A 17,113-nucleotide genomic window follows, 5' to 3' on the forward strand; every position below is an offset into this window, starting at 1 on the left:
TCTCCGTATTATATATCTTAACATAGCTGACTTTTTTGATGCCCACTTACTTAGTCATACTTATATTGTAGACCTCAACTGTGAAAAATTACGCGCTTTATCTCAACTACAACCTGAGATTGAAGTCACAGTTGTAGTTCCAAAGCGTTGGAATCCTGGCGGTGTGCAAAACAAAATCATTGAAACTGAATACCGCGATGAAGGTTCATTTAAAATAGTTCCGGTTTCTAACTTCAGCCAAAATCATCAAGGACTCCTGACCTTTGGTGCTGATTTGATATCTTTATTAAAACAATTTCGTCCCCAAATCATCCAGGTAGAACAAGGGTCTAGAGGATTAGCTTATACTCAGATGATTACCTTAAATAAGCTATTAGGACTCAAAGCCAAAAATATATTTTTTACCTGGTGGAACCTACCCTATGAATTAAAATTACCAGTTGCATTATTAGAAAAATATAACCTTAATCACAGCCACGGCATTATTTCTGGTAATCAAGATGGAGCAGAAATTTTGCAACAACGTGGATATCAAGGGCCAATTAAAGTCATGCCGCAATTGGGTGTAGATGAAAGTTTATTTACTCCCAAAGTACAACCAGAGTTAGCAGCGAGTTTAGGTATTGCAAAAGAAGACTTTGTAGTGGGCTTTGTTGGGCGTTTTGTCCAAGAGAAGGGTTTATTAACGCTTTTAAAAGCCTTAGTAAGTTTAAAAAATAGACCATGGAAATTACTTTTGTTAGGACGGGGAGAATTAAAAGCTGAATTAATCAAAATAGCCACAGATAATAATATTCAACAACGGTTAATTTTAGTGGAAAGCGTTCCCCATAATGAGGTGGCAAACTATATTAATTTAATGAGTACTTTGGTACTCCCTTCAGAAACAACTTACAAATTTAAAACCTTAACCTCTGCTGGTTGGAAAGAACAATTTGGTCATGTGCTCATTGAAGCAATGGCTTGTCAAGTGCCTGTGATTGGTTCTGATTCCGGTGAAATTCCTCATGTAATTGGTGATGCTGGTTTAATTTTCCCTGAAGGTGATGCCCAAGCCCTTGCTAATTGCTTACTTGAATTAATAGATAAACCATATTTTGCTCACACTCTTGGGGAAATGGGTTATCAAAAAGCAATGATTAAGTACACAAATAAAGCTTTAGCTAAAGAGCAATTAGAGTTTTATCAAGAGTTGGTAATTAGTCATTAAAGTTGGGCATGGGGCATTGCATTGGTTATTGTTAACTAACTAATGACTAATGACTAATGACTAATAACTAATAACAAAAAAATGAAAATATTACAAATTGTTCCCTCAATTTCTCTGATTTATGGCGGCCCTAGTCAAATGGTACTGGGATTAGCTCCAGCTTTGGTAAAAGAGGGAGTGGAAGTTACAATTATCACAACAGATAGTAATGGCGATATAGGTCAAATACCTTTAGATGTTCCTTTAAATTGCCCAATTAAACAAGATGGTTATGAAATCATTTACTTTCGTTGTGCGCCATTTCGTCGCTACAAATTTTCCTTAGATTTACTAAATTGGCTAAAACGTCATGCTCAGGAGTTTAACATTGCACATATTCATGCTTTATTCTCTCCCATAAGTAGTGCTGCTGCTGTTGTGTGTCGTCAGCAAAAACTACCTTATATTTTGCGTCCTTTGGGTACTCTCGATCCGGCTGATTTAAGCAAAAAAAAGCAATTAAAACAGATTTATGCCGCAATTATAGAACGTCAAAATTTAGCTGGTGCGGCGGCAATTCATTTTACTAGCGAGCAAGAAGCTAAAATATCAGAACGATTTGGAGTTTCGACGCCAGATTTGCTGATTCCTTTGGGTGTGAAAAAAGAGGGAGGAAGAGGAGGAGAGGGGACAAATATAACGCGTCAGCAATTCAAGATTCCTGAGAATATTCCGTTAGTGCTATTTATGTCACGAATTGACCCAAAAAAGGGGTTGAATTTGTTGATTCCGGCGCTAGAAAAATTGTTAGGAGTTGGTTATAAGTTTCATTTTGTTTTAGCTGGCACAAATCCTCAAGATCCTGATTACGAAGAAAAGATCAAATCCCAAATTCAAAATTCACCACTACGATCGCACACTACAATTACTGGCTTTGTTACTGGTGAATTAAAAGCTAGTTTACTACAAGCTGCTGATTTATTCGTCTTACCTTCCTACTATGAAAATTTTGGCATTGCTGTAGCTGAAGCGATGCTAGCAGGAATACCCGTAGTCATTTCCGACCAAGTACATATTTGTCAACAAATACGCGATAGTGAGTCGGGTTGGGTAGGTACAACAGATGTGGAAGCGCTCGTAGATTTACTGCAAGCAGCTTTGCAAAATCCCGCAGAACGCCAACGACGGGGGTTAAATGCAAACAAATATGCTGATGTAAATTTTAGCTGGGATGCGATCGCCAAGCAAACAATCCAAGCCTATGAGAAAATTTTGACAAATAAATTAATTTAACCCAATGCAGATAACAGTAGTTTTTGCCAAATAGGCGCTAGAACTGCTTTGACAATAATATCTGCAATCACAAAACTAATCCCAATCAACATATAAGTTTTAGGAAAAGCAGATTTAGGAACTTCGCCCTTAATGCGAGTTAATAAATTTAACCCTAATGCAGCTAAAGCCACCCCAGTTGCAATAAACCCAATCACCCGCAGAATTGACCAAGGATACCACCCTAAAATAGCTGCTAACCAAGGTTTGGCGCTTATTTTTACCAATTCTGCAACATAGAAATTCATATAATTTAGCATCCAAGTGCCAAAGATTAATGCGGCGCTACTGAGAGTTACAACACAAAGAAGACAAAAAATTCCGTAGTGCAATAAATGATCTGGTAAAAATAAACGCACTGTTCCTTCCATACCTTCGCCTGTGCGAATCCAGTGGAACATTTCCATAGTGTAGGACTGTCCGCGAAGGATGACTTTTGCTGCTGTTTGTGGAGCGATCGCTGTTGCTACAATTACAGCAATACTCTGGAACACTCCCCAGAGTAACATCCACCAAAAAGCACTTTTATATTGTTGACGACGCACTTGTAAAAACAAAATAGGATAGGGTACAGCAGCACCTAAAAAAGGCATCAACCACGGAACTCCGAAAATAAAACTCGCAGTTGTGCTGAGGATAACACCAACAGTCAAAAGTATTACAATCATTGTCAGAAAAAGGGACTGGGGACTGGGAAAGAGCCAGACAAAGAGGGGTGGAAGGGAGAATTCCTAACTCAACACTCTTGTACAGACAAGGGTTAATCGTGTCTGTACTCAGCACTCCTCACTCTTGACTCCCCATCTCCCCATCTTCTCATCTCCCCAGTCCCCAGTCCCTTATACGAGAGTCTTAACAACCTAAAATTTTGTTTCAAACCGCTAAAGCCCGATTGGGGAATAGGGGTTTTATGTCATGATGGCAAAGTAGAACACATATGCTTTTCTAACTACAGGGAATCTCACATGGCTCTCCGTTTAGGTGATACAGTACCCAACTTTAAACAAGCCTCAACACACGGCGACATCGATTTTTACGAATGGGCAGGTGACAGCTGGGTTGTGCTGTTCTCTCATCCCGCTGATTTTACACCTGTTTGTACAACAGAACTCGGCACAGTTGCCAAGCTCAAACCAGAATTTGACAAGCGCAATGTCAAAGCGATCGCACTTAGCGTTGATAATGTTGAATCACACAACGGCTGGATAGGAGATATCGAAGAAACTCAAAGCACGACTCTTAACTACCCAATTTTGGCAGATGAAGATCGCAAGGTTTCTGACCTTTATGATATGATCCACCCCAATGCCAACGCAGCTGTAACAGTGCGATCGGTTTTCGTAATTGACCCTAATAAGAAACTCCGTCTCACTTTCACATATCCCCCCAGCACAGGACGCAACTTTGACGAACTTTTGCGGGTCATTGATTCTCTGCAATTGACTGATAACTACAGCGTGGCGACCCCAGCTGACTGGAAAGATGGAGACGATTGTGTAATTGTCCCCTCACTCAAAGATCCAGAAGTCCTCAAAGAAAAATTCCCCAAAGGCTATGAGGAAGTTAAACCCTATCTGCGGTTAACTCCTCAGCCTAACAAGTAAATCTGAAAATGATTTCCTGCATTAGACGCAAGGCTGCCCAATACCGTTCGCTTAAGGAATTTCTTTGTTGAGGCAGGCAGGGGGAGCATGGGGAGAGAAGAATTACTGAACAATAGATCCTTTTTCCTCCCCTGCCTCCCCTGCTTATCCGAACCGTATTGCCATTTGTCCAAATTTTGTAGTTGAACTCAAATCTCCTAGCGACAACCTCCAAACTTTGAAGGAAAAAATGGAGGAATATATGAATGAGCCAGGAATACAGTTAGGCTGGTTAATTGACCGTAAGCAACGCAAAGTTTATATTCATCGTCCTGGATTATCAGAGGAATGTTTGGATAATCCTGCTAGCGTTAGTGGCGATCCGATATTGCCTGGTTTTATTTTGAATATGAGTAAAGTTTGGTAAAAAAGGTAGGGCCGTACAGCTGATTGGCGCTATTACCTGGAAACTCCCTGAAAACAAAAAACCCGCCGTGGCGGGGTACACAACAAAACTATGAACAGTGAAAACTTGATTTAGCTGGAATACCTCATCTCAGCTTCTAGTTGACGAATCAGCTGTTCGTCGCCCTTTGCTCTGGCTACTTGCAAGCGATGTTCTAAGCTTTTTTGAATATTCTCTCTGTGAGCTTCTTGTGCCTTCCTGGCAGCCTGTAATCTACCTTGACTCATAAGAATTACCTCTTTAATTGTTTGTCTTTATGTCTTGTATTCTTAACATAGCATATATTTTGTAGCTGTTGCTACAGAAATTTTTGATTTTATCTAAATTTTAGTCAAATTATGTATGAAAACTGCATCGGTCAACAACCAGTGGTGACTTTGCTGAGCGATTTTGGCGATCGCGATGTCTATGTGGGCGTAATGAAAGGAGTCATAGCTCAAATCAACTCTCAAATCATGGTGGTAGACTTGACCCACCAAATTCCACCCCAAGACATAGCCGCAGCCCGGTTTTCTTTGATGAATGCTTATCCTTATTTCCCACTTGGGACAGTGCATGTAGCAGTGGTAGATCCAGGTGTGGGCAGCAGGCGACGGGCGATCGCAGTAGAATTTGCTCAAGGGTTTCTCGTCGGACCAGATAATGGCATTTTCAGCGGAGTATTAAGTCAAAGTCCGGCGATCGCAGTCGTGGAAGTCACAAATCTTAACTATTGGAGAACTCCCCAACCAAGCAAGACTTTTCACGGTAGAGATATCTTTGCACCAGTGGGAGCTAATCTTGCTAGTGGTGTCCCTCTCAAACAGCTAGGACAACACATCGATCCAGCCAGTTTGGTTAAGCTGGATATTGCCGAGTGCAAGCAAACAACAACTGGTGTACTGGGTTCCATTCAATATATCGATGGCTTTGGCAATTTAGTGAGCAACATTCCTGGAAGTTACGTCCAAGGTAAAAGCTGGTACGTACAGGCTGCTGGGTTGAGTATACCAGCATGTGAAACTTATAGTAATGTCAAAGAGGGAGAGGCGATGGCTTTAATTGACAGTCACGGGTGGGTGGAAATTGCTGTTAATAGCGGCAATGCTCACTCACAGTTACAGCTGAATTTACAAGATGCGCTACAAGTCTTGTTTTTCTGACAAAATCAGAACTGTTTGTTGAATGTTAACTGATGACAGTTGACAGTAGCCAGTGTACTCTTGGTGGTTCAAAGAGTTGAAGCAACTGGCTCTCATCAGAACTGTCAACTGTCAATTGTCAACACATCCTAGATTGAAAAATCCGATTATTCATATATCCTAGAGCATACTTTTAGAAATACTCACATTAAATTCGTATCATTGCCCATAATAATAAAAGTAACCATTCAGCAATTTACCGTACCACTCCACTAAGCAATCATAACTATATCTTTCGCTATGACTACGCAAACACTACCTGCACCACAAGTTTATCAAGGTCAGTTTGGAGAATTTACAATCACTTCAAACGATCGCACTGGGGTAATTATCTACCGCGCTGGGTTAATGATAGCTGCACTCAGCTTTGCCGTCGGTAGCGGTTTGGTTTTGCTCAACAATAACCCGACTGTTCTAAGTGCGCTGACACCTCTATATGCTTGTTTTATTTTGGCTCTCAGTGTAAGTTTATTTACCATTCATATCTACATGATAATACTACACCGAATGTTGCAAATTTTTTGGGCGATCGGTACTATCACATCTGCAATTTTAGCTCTATCTAGTAGTGAACCTTTGGCCGTTACTATTTACAATCAGCCTCTTACTTTATTTGGAGTTGGTTTTATTTTCGTTGCTTTGACAGGTATTTATTTTAAAGAAGCTTTTTGCTTCAATCGCTTGGAGACTAAAGTGTTAACTCCACTAGTACCAGTTCTATTGTTAGGACATTTAGTAGGAGTTTTACCAATTCAGTGGGAAGGTATTTTATTAGGAATTTGGGCAACGTTGTTTTTGGTATTTGCTCTGCGAAAAACAGTGCAACCAATTTCTGCTGATATTGGCGATAAGTCTGTATTTGCTTACTTAAAACAACAGCGTCTCTCCAAAGTTTAATGCGGACAAAAAATCGTCGGCGTCAAAAATTTCCAAAAGTCAAACTAATAAAACGCCAAGAAATGTGGACACTTACGGCTCCGGGGTGGGCGATTGCAATCGCTGTGGTTGCTTTTTTAATATTTTTGAGTATTACTCATGTACACTCATATCTCGCCGTAACTTCTCGTATCAAATCAGCAGAAATATTAGTTGTTGAAGGATGGCTACCAGATTACGCTATAGAAGAAGCGTTACTTGAATTTAAAAACGGTTCTTATCGTCAAATAATTACTACCGGGGGTACATTAGGAAAAGGAACTTATCTTACTGGATACAATAATTTTGCAGAAGTTACAGCCGCCACCTTCAATAAACTCGGTTTAGAAGCAGAAAAAGTAGTAGCTGTTCCCACACCTTATGTAGTTAAAGATCGGAGTTATGCCTCTGCTGCCGAATTTTATCGCTGGCTATCCAATTCTAATTTAAAAGTAGAATCAATTAATCTTTTTTCCTTGGACGTTCATACCCGTAGGAGTTGGTTAATTTTTAAAAATATACTGAATCCTGACATTCAAGTTGGTGTGATCGCTGCTAAAACCCAAGATTACGATCCGAACAAATGGTGGGGTTCTAGCCAAGGGGTGCGAACAGTTCTTGATGAAACAATTGCTTATATTTATGCACGGTTTTTGAGTTGGAAAAACTAAAAGTTTTAAAAAGCAAGGTTAAAGGGAAAAGGTTTAAATTCACCCCTTACCCCTTTGCCTTTTCCCTTTCCCCAGATCATCAAAGAAGTTGTTGGCACTTATCCGAAAAGTATTGACTAGATTCCTTATATATTCTGGCTTTTGAACGACAACTTGACATCGCGTTCTTGGAAGTTATTTTTTAGCCAATTCTGGGAACTCTATTAATACGGTTCAGTAATTCACGCAGCTTTGACCACAATTGCTGCTTTTTTAAGTAGCAATTGGCACTTATTATGTGCGCGATTCTGATCCGTATTGTAAGAATCGTTTAGAGTTTTGAGGATCGGCTGATGGATAAATCTATTATTCAGTTGGTTGACGAATTACCAGCTGACAATATCACTGTCAAAGTTTTAAAAGCTCTTGATTACGTAGCACCAGGTGAATGGAACAATTTGGTGGGGTTTGACAATAATATCCGCGCCATCACTGGAGAAAGCGATGCTAAGGTAATCCAAAAAATCCGCGATCGCGCTGTTACTTTATATCAAGATCCTCAAAATGGCTACCAGGCTGCAATCAAAGTTTATCAAACAATTGATAAAGCAGATACAGCTATGGCGACGGCGGCTTTAGCTAATAAAGTTGGTGAAAAAATTGGCTTTCTTTCTTTTTTAACTAAAGTTACTCCCAAAGCCGATGTCACTCAATCCATTGATTTAGCACTGAAAATTGCTGTTGAAATCATCGCTTTTTGCAAACTAAATGGTATTCCTCAACCTAATCCTCAAGAGTTTGCCAATTCCCTGGCCAACAACTATCAAAATGCATCTCTAATCCGGATGGTTGCTTTAGTTTGTCTAGATGGAATTTTGCCTTTAGGCCCAGATTTCCTAGCGAAAATTCAGTCAGTTATTAGTGGCGCTGATACTAGCGCAGTAGCTCAAAATCCTGTTTTCTTAGCTATCAATAACTCTCTACCAGGTAATAGCCCCTCTGATAAACTTGGTTTTATTAATCAGGGTTTCAACTCTGTGCAAGGGTGGATGAATAACTTAGTAGCCAAAACAGGCATCACCCCGCAATCAATTTCTAGCCATTTGGGTAATTTTATTCAGATTGCTGATGATAATTTAGATTTTGTAGCAGCATTCCTAGACCAAACTACAAACTACTACGAACATACAGGAATTCAAACTGTTGCTCGCAGTGTAATTTTGCAAGCATATACTTTAGTCAAAGAGGAAATTAAGCAAGAGGCACAAAAGCCCATTCAAGATGTTTCATCTGCTGCGAAGTCAGATAATACTCAGTATGCAGTCAGCAAAACAGTAGAAGTTTGGGATGGTGATGAGGAGGATTGGTATCAAGGAACAATTGAAAAAATCCAAGAGGATCAATTCTATGTTCATTACCTTGGTTATGGTTCATCTTATGATGAATGGGTAGGTGAAGATGACATTCGTACTCGCGATCTTCGCTCTGCTGATGACAACGGATATGCAGTTGGCCAAAAAGTAAAATGTTGGGATGATGACCAAGAAGCTTGGTATTCTGCTACTATTCAACAAATCCAAGGTCAGCAATACTTCCTTCGCTACATCGGTTATGACTCGTCTTATGATGAGTGGGTTGATAGCGATGAGATTCGCTAATTATTGAATGATTACGGGGCAATCATGCCCCGTATTAACAGACAGTATTTTGGAAAACAAGGGTAAGCAGGATGCCCGCCCCACAAGATTTATCATATTAACCAGCAAGAATTTTCCAATTGAATTTTGTATGACTGGCGATTCAATAAATGTGTTTAAGTGTGGTGAGAAATCTCCGACTGATTGCATTCTAAATTCTCATTTAATTAAGAATTACGAATTATCTTGATACTTGCGCTACGATATCCCCTATTGCCTTTGTGCAATGTGAGGAGTAGTCAGGAATAACACGAATATGATAAAAGAACTCAATACACAAGCTACAGACAATCTAGTTGCGATCGCCACTCAATTCGCCGGACTCGGGAAAGTTACAGCCACTAAAGCATTCGGCAGTGGTAATATAAATGACACTTTCTTAGTAACTCTAGATTGCTCAGAACAACAGCATTTTGTTCTACAACGCATCAATACACAAGTATTTCGCCAGCCAAAATTGATTATGCAGAACATGTGTACCTTCACTGAGCATGTTCGTAAAAAGTTACAATCTACTCCTGTAAACCGTCGCTGGGAAGTACCGCAAGTACTACTAACTCAAGACGAACAAAACCACTGGCGAGATGCTGACGGTTCCTTTTGGCGGGCGATTAGCTTTATTGAAGATTCACAATCCTTTGATACCATGCACGATCGCTCACATGCACAAGAAATCGGTTATGCCTTGGGCATGTTCCACAATCTGATCGGCGATTTACCACCACAAAAACTCGCTGATACCCTTGAAGGATTCCATATCACACCGCTTTATCTCCAGTATTACAATGAAGTTTTGGCGGCAAGTAATGTACGTAAAACTCCTGAAGTTAAATATTGCTTGCAATTTGTTAGCGATCGCCAAACCTTTGCACATATCCTAGAAATTGCCAAAACACAAGGCATTCTACCGCTGCGTCTGATGCACGGCGATCCAAAAATCAATAATGTCATGTTTGACACAGCTACCCAGCAAGCCGTCAGTGTTATAGACCTCGACACCGTAAAACCCGGTCTAGTACATTACGATATTGGTGATTGCCTGCGATCGGGTTGCAATCCGGTTGGAGAAGAAACAGAGATTTGGGAAAGTGTTTATTTCGATACCGATTTGTGCGAAGGAATTTTAGCAGGTTATCTTGGTGTAGCTAAAGCTTTTCTCACCGAAAATGACTATGCCTATATCTACGATGCAATTCGTCTGATTGCTTTTGAATTAGGATTGAGATTTTTTGCCGATTATTTGGCAGGAAATGTCTATTTCAAAGTGAAGCATCCAGAACATAATTTAGCAAGAGCGATGATCCAGTTTAAACTCACCGAGAGTATCGAATCCCAGGAAACGCAGATTCGCAAAATTATCAAAGATATTAAATGAATAACCAGACATTTTCCTTGCAACCATTTGCTTCTGGCGAATCTCTAGCTAATTTGGAAATTACAGGTAATATCAGCCGAAACATTAATCAATTTAGCATCTCTTATACTTTTACAGGTGATTTGAAAGAAATTGCCGTAGCCCCACCATCAAACACACCATCACGGAAGCATCAGCTGTGGGAAGATACTTGCTTTGAATTTTTCCTTGGCATCAAAAATTCTCAGCAATATTGGGAATTCAACCTCTCACCCGCTGGACACTGGAATGTCTATCGTTTTGATGGATACCGTCAAGGCATGAGGGAAGAAACAGCCTTGACAATACTTTCGTTTGATGTTAGAAATCAAACCGATAAATTAGTACTTACCTTAAATATTGATTTGGATAAAATCATTTCGCCAGAACAGATAATTGAAGTTGCCATTACTACTGTTATTAAGTACAGAGATGATGGCATTACTTATTGGGCGTTAACTCATCGAGGTGCAAAGCCTGATTTTCATTTGCGAGATAGTTTTATTCTGGAATTGTAATGTTACAAACATGGGATAAATCGCCGTCTCTATAAAGGATTGATTGTAATAATGTCTGATAATTTTGCGTTTCTAAATCCTGACCAACTACAGCAATGGCATCAAGGTATAAAAGATGCAAACCGTAATAATATTTACTGTCATTGTCGTACTTGTGGTTATGAATGGATAGATTCAACATTTGATGTTACTTGTCTGAAATGTAGTAGCAAGAATGTAGAAAGTATTTCATCTTGGCAATTTCCAGATGATTAAATGAGAGCGTTTATAAATATGCAACAAAACTGGTCACAAGAAATTTATATCAAAGCCTTAGATAAAGCAGCTGAGGCACATCATGGTCAGAAAATACCTGGTTTAGAAATACCTTACATCGTTCACTTGAGTTGTGTGAGTATGGAAATAATTGCTGCTTTAAATGTGGAAAAAGAACATGATGGAAATCTAGCAATTCAATGTGCTATTTTGCACGACGTAATTGAAGATACTGCGACAACATTTGAGGAAATTAAAACTGAATTTGGGGAAGCGATCGCTAACGGCGTACTTGCACTAACTAAAGATAATTCCCTAGAAAAACATCTGCAAATGACAGATAGTTTGCGAAGGATAAAGAAGCAGCCGCCAGAAATATGGATGGTAAAGCTAGCCGATAGAATTACCAATCTCCAAGCACCGCCACATTATTGGAATCAAGAAAAAATTATTGGATATCGAAAAGAAGGAATCCAGATTTATGAAACATTGAAAGATGCAAGCCCATTTCTCGCATCACGCTTGGCTAAGAAAATTGAAGACTACAAAGGCTTTATTAAATAGCTAAACTTAAAGCAAAATTGACTCTTAGATTCATCTCTCTCAATTCTCTTCTCTGCGACTCTGCGTGAGATAAATCCTATATTCACAACATAAATTACTAGAGATAAAATTATGGAATTACTAGAACTAATTTTAGTGCTAGCCACAGTAGTTGGTATTGCAGATGGAAATACAATTTTGGTTAAAGATGATGCAGGACGACCAGTAACTGTAAAACTAGCCTGCATCAATACACCCAAAGCCAGTAGCGACCCATTAAATTTAGCAGCAACAAAAAGGTTACAACAATTGCTACCATCTCAAAGTCTTGTAGTGATTAGAAGTACAGAAAAACTCAAGAATGGGCGCACAATTGGTGAAGTCTTTGTAAATAATCGCTCAATTAATCTGCTTTTAGTACAAGAAGGTAATGCTGTAATCGACCGAGACTCTTTATACAATTGCTATGAAACCAAAACCCAATATCTAATTGCCGAAGCTAATGCTAAAAATAAGCGTTTTGGATTGTGGCGGCAATCAAATAAAAATACGCATGAATCCAAAACATCTACTTGGCAGGGAAAATTAATTTATGAAGAAATTCCTCCTGTGATGTCAACTAGAGCTTATGAAGGTAACGAGTTTTTTCTAATTACTAACTCCCCTAAGCAGAATCGTTTAGTACTGCGTCCATCTGTTCAAGTTTCTCATTCTCAATTGCAATCATTTAATAATAAAGAAGTTGAAATAACAGCGGTGTATGTTGAAGGTACTCGCCCTTCACCTACCAAAACTGCTTGCCCTATTGAGTTTAATGGACAATGTATGCCGCAAGACCAGGGTTATCAAGTTTTATCTATAGTGCAGTTGAAATAAAAATTGGAATTGAGAATTCAGGAGTCAGAATTTAGAATTCAAGATGGTGTGCTTTATTAACTTGAAATCTGCTGTAAAAACGCTGCGTTATGGGCGTTAGTTATAACGCAGCGTACAAAACTGTTGCCTGTTTCCTTGCCCAAGGAGTGATTTTTATTCACGAAATACTTCTAATAACAGATGACTTGGTAATTGAGAAAGAGATAATACTCAAAGACATAATTTTATCTTGCCAATTACTGACTAGGAGATTACTTGATGAAAACTAGAAAGCTAGGCAAACAAGGATTAGAAGTTTCAACTATTGGACTTGGTTGCATGGGAATGTCCGAGTTCTATAGTGGTCGTGACGAACAAGAAGCGATCGCCACAATTCATCGAGCATTAGAACTGGGAGTTAATTTTCTTGATACTGCTGATATGTATGGGCCTTTTACTAATGAGCAATTAGTAGGCAGAGCAATTAAAGACCGGCGCGATAAAGTAGTCTTAGCAACCAAATTTGGCAATGTCCGCACTGAAGATGGTGGTTTCCAAGGCATTAGTGGCAAACCAGAATACGTCCATCAAGCTTGCGATGCCTCCCTCAAACGTCTGGGAGTTGAAGTCATTGACCTTTATTATCAACATCGCGTAGATCCAACCGTACCCATTGAAGATACTGTCGGCGCAATGGCAGAGTTAGTTAAGCTCGGAAAAGTGCGTTATTTAGGACTTTCTGAAGCTGCTCCTGCTACAATTCGACGAGCGCAGACAGTTCATCCGATTACGGCACTCCAAACAGAATACTCACTTTGGAGTCGAGAACCAGAGGATGAAATTCTACCTACAGTGCGGGAATTAGGAATTGGGTTTGTTCCCTATAGCCCATTAGGAAGAGGATTTTTATCAGGTGCAATTACTAGCCCTGACGATCTTCCTGCTGATGATTATCGAAGAAATTCTCCCCGCTTTCAAGGTGAAAATTTCTATAAGAACCTGCAATTAGTCGAGCAAGTCAAGCAAATCGCCGCTGAAAAAGGAGTAACTGCTAGTCAGCTTGCACTAGCATGGCTTTTGGCTCAAGGAGAAGATATTGTGCCAATTCCTGGTACAAAACGCCGTACTTACTTAGAGGAGAATATTGCAGCTACCGAAATTACTCTGACACAAGAAGAGTTGAATCGATTGGAAGCAGTTGCACCCAAAAATGTCGCAGCAGGCGATCGCTACCCTGACATGAGTTCTGTTAACCGTTAATTGATTTGAGTGCTCATGTTACTTGTAGAAATACCTTGGGCACAAAGAGTTTCAGTTAGACCTAGAGAGTCCGTCTGTTTGAATTTGCCCTTGCTCAGCCTAAATCTTGGGTTATTCGTGTAACTTTACATTTAAAATACGGTAAACCGATCAATTTGCCGTATTATGTTGAAAGTTGCGATCGCTTCCTTTGATTACCCTTAATAGCAACCAAAGGAAGCGGACTTTGCGAAAACTACTCTATGGATTTAAGTCTGGAGAATTTACATGAGCTACAAGCACATTGAAGTCAAACCAGTAGCTGGTTTTATCGGTGCTGAAATCAGCGGCGTGGATCTTTCGCGTCCTCTGCACGATGATGCAGTCCAAGAAATTCGTCAAACACTATTGAAGTGGAAAGTTGTGTTCTTTCGCGGTCAGAACATTGACCATGCTGCACAAATCGCCTTCACATCTCGTTTCGGCGAAGTGACATACGCACATCCCCACGAAGATGAGCCTATCGAAGGTTTCTCCCAAATCCTGCCTATTGACCGCAGCCGCTACGAGAAGCGCAATGGTCTACGCCGTTCCAGCTACGAGAGCCGCTGGCACACCGATGTGACAGCTGCTGTCAACCCACCTGCGGGGTCAATTTTGCGTGCGGTTAACGTTCCCAGCATTGGTGGTGACACCCAGTGGACTAATCTGGTAGCAGCTTACGAAGGTCTGTCAGCACCTGTGCGTGCCCTCGCAGACACATTAAAAGCCGAACATCGTTTTAATGCGCGCTTGAATTTGCCTAGCAACAGCAAGATCGCCCAGCGCATCGCAGCCAATCCTTTGGTCTCCATCCATCCAGTCGTTCGAGTTCATCCGGAGACAGGTGAACGTGCGTTGTTTGTTAACCCTGGCTTCACTTCGCACCTTCTTGAGGTGTCACGACAAGAAAGTGACCTGCTGCTTGAGTTGTTCTTCAACCAGATCGCTAAGCCTGCCTATACCACCCGCTTCCGTTGGAACAATGGTGACATTGCCTTCTGGGACAACCGCGCCACCGCCCATCTAGCCCCTCAAGATCTAGATCATCTAGAAGTGGAGCGTGTACTTTATCGCACCACCATCACAGGCGATGTTCCAGTTGGAGTTGATGGTTTCCGTTCCCAAGTGGTTGAAGGTGAAGTGTTCAACAGCGAATTACCAACCATTTTGAAGAACAAAGCCCAGAAAGTGGAAGCCCAACCAGTACTTTCATAAACTACAAGGCGAACGGGTTGCAATTTTAATGACTTACAGTAGGGTAGTACAGCTAGCTGTGCTACCCCGCGAATTGTCTGTACTCCAGCCCATTGCAGACCACTGGAAACTCAAAATTGGTCATCATGCTATCACTACCTAACCAAGTTTGAGGAAGTTTGGCTAGCAAAGTTTCTCTCCATTATTTCTGTGCCTGAGTTCGCCCGCACAGCGCGGAACATTCCAAATCGGCACAGCCCTAGACCAAATGCCAAACGCATCAGTAAAAGCGTCGGTACTTCGCGCACAGACTTGACAAAACCAGACAGTCCAAAACGCAGCAATCCACTTGGTCGAGCTACACCTTGCCAGATCGAATCTAACCAAGAAGGAAGGGTTTGTTTTGTCCAGTCTGCCGTAATTACCTCCCCCTCGACTAATTTCGTCTCTGCTAAAAGCTCACAAAAGCCTTCTATGCTGGAAAAAGCTGGATGAGACCACTGATCGAGAAGTTGTCTCATCACTGGTTCCTCCCAGAAATTTAGCGGTTTTTGGCGGTCATCCCTCTGATTCCAGTCAGCTACAACCAATATGCCACCAGGCTTTAGTACCCGCATTAATTCTCTGGCAAAAACGGCTTTATCAGGCATATGGGGGCCTGCTTCAATCGACCAGACTACATCAAAACTGGCATCTGGAAATGACAATGCCATTGCATCATCGACTGCAAACTGGGCGTTCAGCCCTTGGGGCGTCAACTCCTGGGCGCGTTTTACCTGCTGTGGGCTGATTGTAATCCCTGTGACAGCAAACCCATAATCTCGCGCTAAAATCCGACTACTGCCCCCAATACCACAGCCAACATCTAAGACAGTAGTACCAGGAGGTAATTTATCTAAACCACCCCATTTAACCATTTCATGTACAAAGTCAGATTTAGCCACCAAAAAATCCTTCCGTCGTGGTGGGGAACCGTAGTGACCGAGGTGAATGTGTTCTCCCCAATAAAACTCTAGGATGCCGTCAAGAGTCCATCGATCGTAGGAATTGGCGACTGTGGCAGAAGATTGATACTTGCGAGCAGTCAGGAAATAAGCTGCAATTCCCATCAATAAAACCAGAAGAACACCAATTACAAAATATAGTAAGGTTGACATTGTTTTGAAAGCTTCCTATACACTTAACATAGCTGGTTGACAGACAAAACTCAACTATGATAGCAGTATGACCTGGCCGTCTATTCTCTTTGGTGCTGCTTTTGAGCCTGTTTTCCTAAAGCCCACGATTATCGACTATTAATGACACTAGCCAAAAATTTACTGGTGGACTTCATTGTTATCTTCAAGATTATTAATCCATTTAGAGGTATTTATTACCTGACTAATAAAAGTGTCTTGGGCAACTAAAGTTGCTCTATGAAGTTCTTCATCAGTAGCAGCGCCTCCATTATTTTGAAAGGCTAGCGTTCCTGTCGCATCAGAAAGAAACTCTACAGAGAAACCCAGGTGGGCAGCTTGTCTAGCGGTTGTATCACAGCACATTTGAGTCATATATCCAGAGATAACAACAGTATCAATATTCCTTTCTTTGAGCCAGGTTTCTAATTCTGTTGCTGTAAAACTTCCTGGTAAATTTTTCTCAATCAGCAGATCGTATGGATATTTGGCAATTTCCGGATGAAGCTCCCATTCTGGACTTCCCTTTTGAAAAATAGGAGAGTTTTCTAGCGGCTGTGTATGTCTAACAACAATCACAGGTATATCTCGCTCTTTAGCAATATTCATTACTTGAAGAATATTATCTAAACTTCCTGATGGATAGGTTATTGGTAGCTTACCAGTGAAGTATTCGTTCTGAACATCGATTACTAATAAGGCTCGTTTCATGTTGATTTTTCCCCGCGATCATAATTATTTGCCAATCAATTTTGGATTTGAGAGGTGTAGCCTTGTCGCTTGTTAGCAAAAAAATAATCCAAAATCCAAAACGGTCAATCTTTGACGCTAAAAAGCGCCCTCCTTTTGGGAGAGCGCTTTTTATTTTATTTAATTTTCAGTTGAC

The 17,113-nt window shown here is 40.6% G+C and carries 18 protein-coding genes and 1 pseudogene; 14 read left to right on the forward strand and 5 right to left on the reverse strand.

The genetic code is table 11. The features are described 5' to 3' along the window. Positions 1–7: 7 nt before the first annotated feature. Positions 8–1,210 carry a hormogonium polysaccharide biosynthesis glycosyltransferase HpsO gene (gene hpsO / locus ACM0OY_RS35380; protein ID WP_414573439.1) on the forward strand — a complete coding sequence of 401 codons (1,203 nt, stop codon included), beginning with the start codon at positions 8–10 and terminating at the stop codon, positions 1,208–1,210. 81 nt (positions 1,211–1,291) lie between these two features. Continuing rightward, a complete protein-coding gene (gene hpsP / locus ACM0OY_RS35385) occupies positions 1,292–2,482 on the forward strand; it encodes a hormogonium polysaccharide biosynthesis glycosyltransferase HpsP (protein WP_414573420.1) in 1,191 nt (396 codons plus the stop codon). Here hpsP and ACM0OY_RS35390 read toward each other — a convergent pair. Beyond that, a complete protein-coding gene (locus tag ACM0OY_RS35390) occupies positions 2,479–3,189 on the reverse strand; it encodes a hypothetical protein (RefSeq protein WP_414573421.1) in 711 nt (236 codons plus the stop codon). The genes hpsP and ACM0OY_RS35390 overlap by 4 nt on opposite strands. 297 nt (positions 3,190–3,486) lie before the next feature. Between ACM0OY_RS35390 and ACM0OY_RS35395 the strand changes: the two genes are divergently transcribed. Together ACM0OY_RS35395 and ACM0OY_RS35400 are read left to right on the forward strand one after the other, a co-directional pair. Next, on the forward strand, positions 3,487–4,125 hold the full coding sequence (locus ACM0OY_RS35395; RefSeq protein ID WP_414573422.1) for a peroxiredoxin: 639 nt from the start codon (positions 3,487–3,489) through the stop codon (positions 4,123–4,125). Between the two features lie 163 nt (positions 4,126–4,288). Next, positions 4,289–4,531, forward strand: a pseudogene (locus ACM0OY_RS35400) (Uma2 family endonuclease); the annotation flags it as partial. Between the two features lie 110 nt (positions 4,532–4,641). Here ACM0OY_RS35400 and ACM0OY_RS35405 read toward each other — a convergent pair. Beyond that, positions 4,642–4,797: a hypothetical protein gene (locus tag ACM0OY_RS35405; protein ID WP_414573424.1), complete on the reverse strand. Its 156-nt coding sequence runs from the start codon at positions 4,795–4,797 to the stop codon at positions 4,642–4,644. 111 nt (positions 4,798–4,908) lie between these two features. On the opposite strand from ACM0OY_RS35405, the gene ACM0OY_RS35410 reads away from it, so the two are divergent. From ACM0OY_RS35410 to ACM0OY_RS35435, 6 genes are all read left to right on the forward strand, one after another. Beyond that, the gene (locus ACM0OY_RS35410) at positions 4,909–5,712 is read left to right on the forward strand and encodes an S-adenosyl-l-methionine hydroxide adenosyltransferase family protein (RefSeq protein ID WP_414573425.1); all 804 of its coding nucleotides are present in this window, start codon (positions 4,909–4,911) and stop codon (positions 5,710–5,712) included. A 279-nt stretch (positions 5,713–5,991) separates the two neighbouring features. After that, the gene (locus tag ACM0OY_RS35415) at positions 5,992–6,648 is read left to right on the forward strand and encodes a DUF2301 domain-containing membrane protein (protein WP_414573426.1); all 657 of its coding nucleotides are present in this window, start codon (positions 5,992–5,994) and stop codon (positions 6,646–6,648) included. Then, positions 6,648–7,337, forward strand: a complete 690-nt coding sequence (locus tag ACM0OY_RS35420) for a YdcF family protein (RefSeq protein ID WP_414573427.1) — start codon at positions 6,648–6,650, stop codon at positions 7,335–7,337. Before ACM0OY_RS35415 ends, ACM0OY_RS35420 begins: the two co-directional genes overlap by 1 nt. Positions 7,338–7,669: 332 nt before the next feature. After that, on the forward strand, positions 7,670–8,974 hold the full coding sequence (locus ACM0OY_RS35425; protein ID WP_414573428.1) for a Tudor-knot domain-containing protein: 1,305 nt from the start codon (positions 7,670–7,672) through the stop codon (positions 8,972–8,974). 295 nt (positions 8,975–9,269) lie between these two features. Beyond that, the gene (locus tag ACM0OY_RS35430) at positions 9,270–10,388 is read left to right on the forward strand and encodes a phosphotransferase enzyme family protein (RefSeq protein WP_414573430.1); all 1,119 of its coding nucleotides are present in this window, start codon (positions 9,270–9,272) and stop codon (positions 10,386–10,388) included. Further along, positions 10,385–10,924 carry a DOMON-like domain-containing protein gene (locus tag ACM0OY_RS35435; RefSeq protein WP_414573431.1) on the forward strand — a complete coding sequence of 180 codons (540 nt, stop codon included), beginning with the start codon at positions 10,385–10,387 and terminating at the stop codon, positions 10,922–10,924. Before ACM0OY_RS35430 ends, ACM0OY_RS35435 begins: the two co-directional genes overlap by 4 nt. On the opposite strand, the gene ACM0OY_RS35440 is transcribed toward ACM0OY_RS35435, so the two are convergent. Beyond that, positions 10,908–11,105 (reverse strand): hypothetical protein, encoded by a 198-nt coding sequence (locus tag ACM0OY_RS35440; protein WP_414573432.1) that lies wholly within the window; start codon positions 11,103–11,105, stop codon positions 10,908–10,910. The genes ACM0OY_RS35435 and ACM0OY_RS35440 overlap by 17 nt on opposite strands. A 92-nt stretch (positions 11,106–11,197) precedes the next feature. Here ACM0OY_RS35440 and ACM0OY_RS35445 point away from each other — a divergent pair, with 92 nt between their 5' ends. From ACM0OY_RS35445 to ACM0OY_RS35460, 4 genes are all read left to right on the forward strand, one after another. Then, positions 11,198–11,743, forward strand: coding sequence for an HD domain-containing protein (locus ACM0OY_RS35445; protein ID WP_414573433.1), 546 nt, complete (start codon positions 11,198–11,200; stop codon positions 11,741–11,743). Between the two features lie 111 nt (positions 11,744–11,854). Beyond that, positions 11,855–12,598: a thermonuclease family protein gene (locus ACM0OY_RS35450; RefSeq protein WP_414573434.1), complete on the forward strand. Its 744-nt coding sequence runs from the start codon at positions 11,855–11,857 to the stop codon at positions 12,596–12,598. 258 nt (positions 12,599–12,856) lie between these two features. After that, entirely contained in the window at positions 12,857–13,837 is a 981-nt protein-coding gene (locus tag ACM0OY_RS35455) for an aldo/keto reductase (protein ID WP_414573435.1), read from the forward strand. 267 nt (positions 13,838–14,104) lie between these two features. Then, positions 14,105–15,073: a TauD/TfdA dioxygenase family protein gene (locus tag ACM0OY_RS35460; protein WP_414573436.1), complete on the forward strand. Its 969-nt coding sequence runs from the start codon at positions 14,105–14,107 to the stop codon at positions 15,071–15,073. Positions 15,074–15,207: 134 nt separating this feature from the next. Here ACM0OY_RS35460 and ACM0OY_RS35465 read toward each other — a convergent pair whose 3' ends face one another. After that, entirely contained in the window at positions 15,208–16,209 is a 1,002-nt protein-coding gene (locus ACM0OY_RS35465; protein ID WP_414573437.1) for a methyltransferase domain-containing protein, read from the reverse strand. Positions 16,210–16,368: 159 nt separating this feature from the next. Further along, the gene (locus tag ACM0OY_RS35470) at positions 16,369–16,938 is read right to left on the reverse strand and encodes a cysteine hydrolase family protein (protein ID WP_414573438.1); all 570 of its coding nucleotides are present in this window, start codon (positions 16,936–16,938) and stop codon (positions 16,369–16,371) included. Positions 16,939–17,113 lie beyond the last annotated feature (175 nt).

The sequence above is a fragment of the Nostoc sp. CCY 9925 genome (genome assembly GCF_963920935.1).
Lineage (GTDB): Bacteria > Cyanobacteriota > Cyanobacteriia > Cyanobacteriales > Nostocaceae > Nostoc.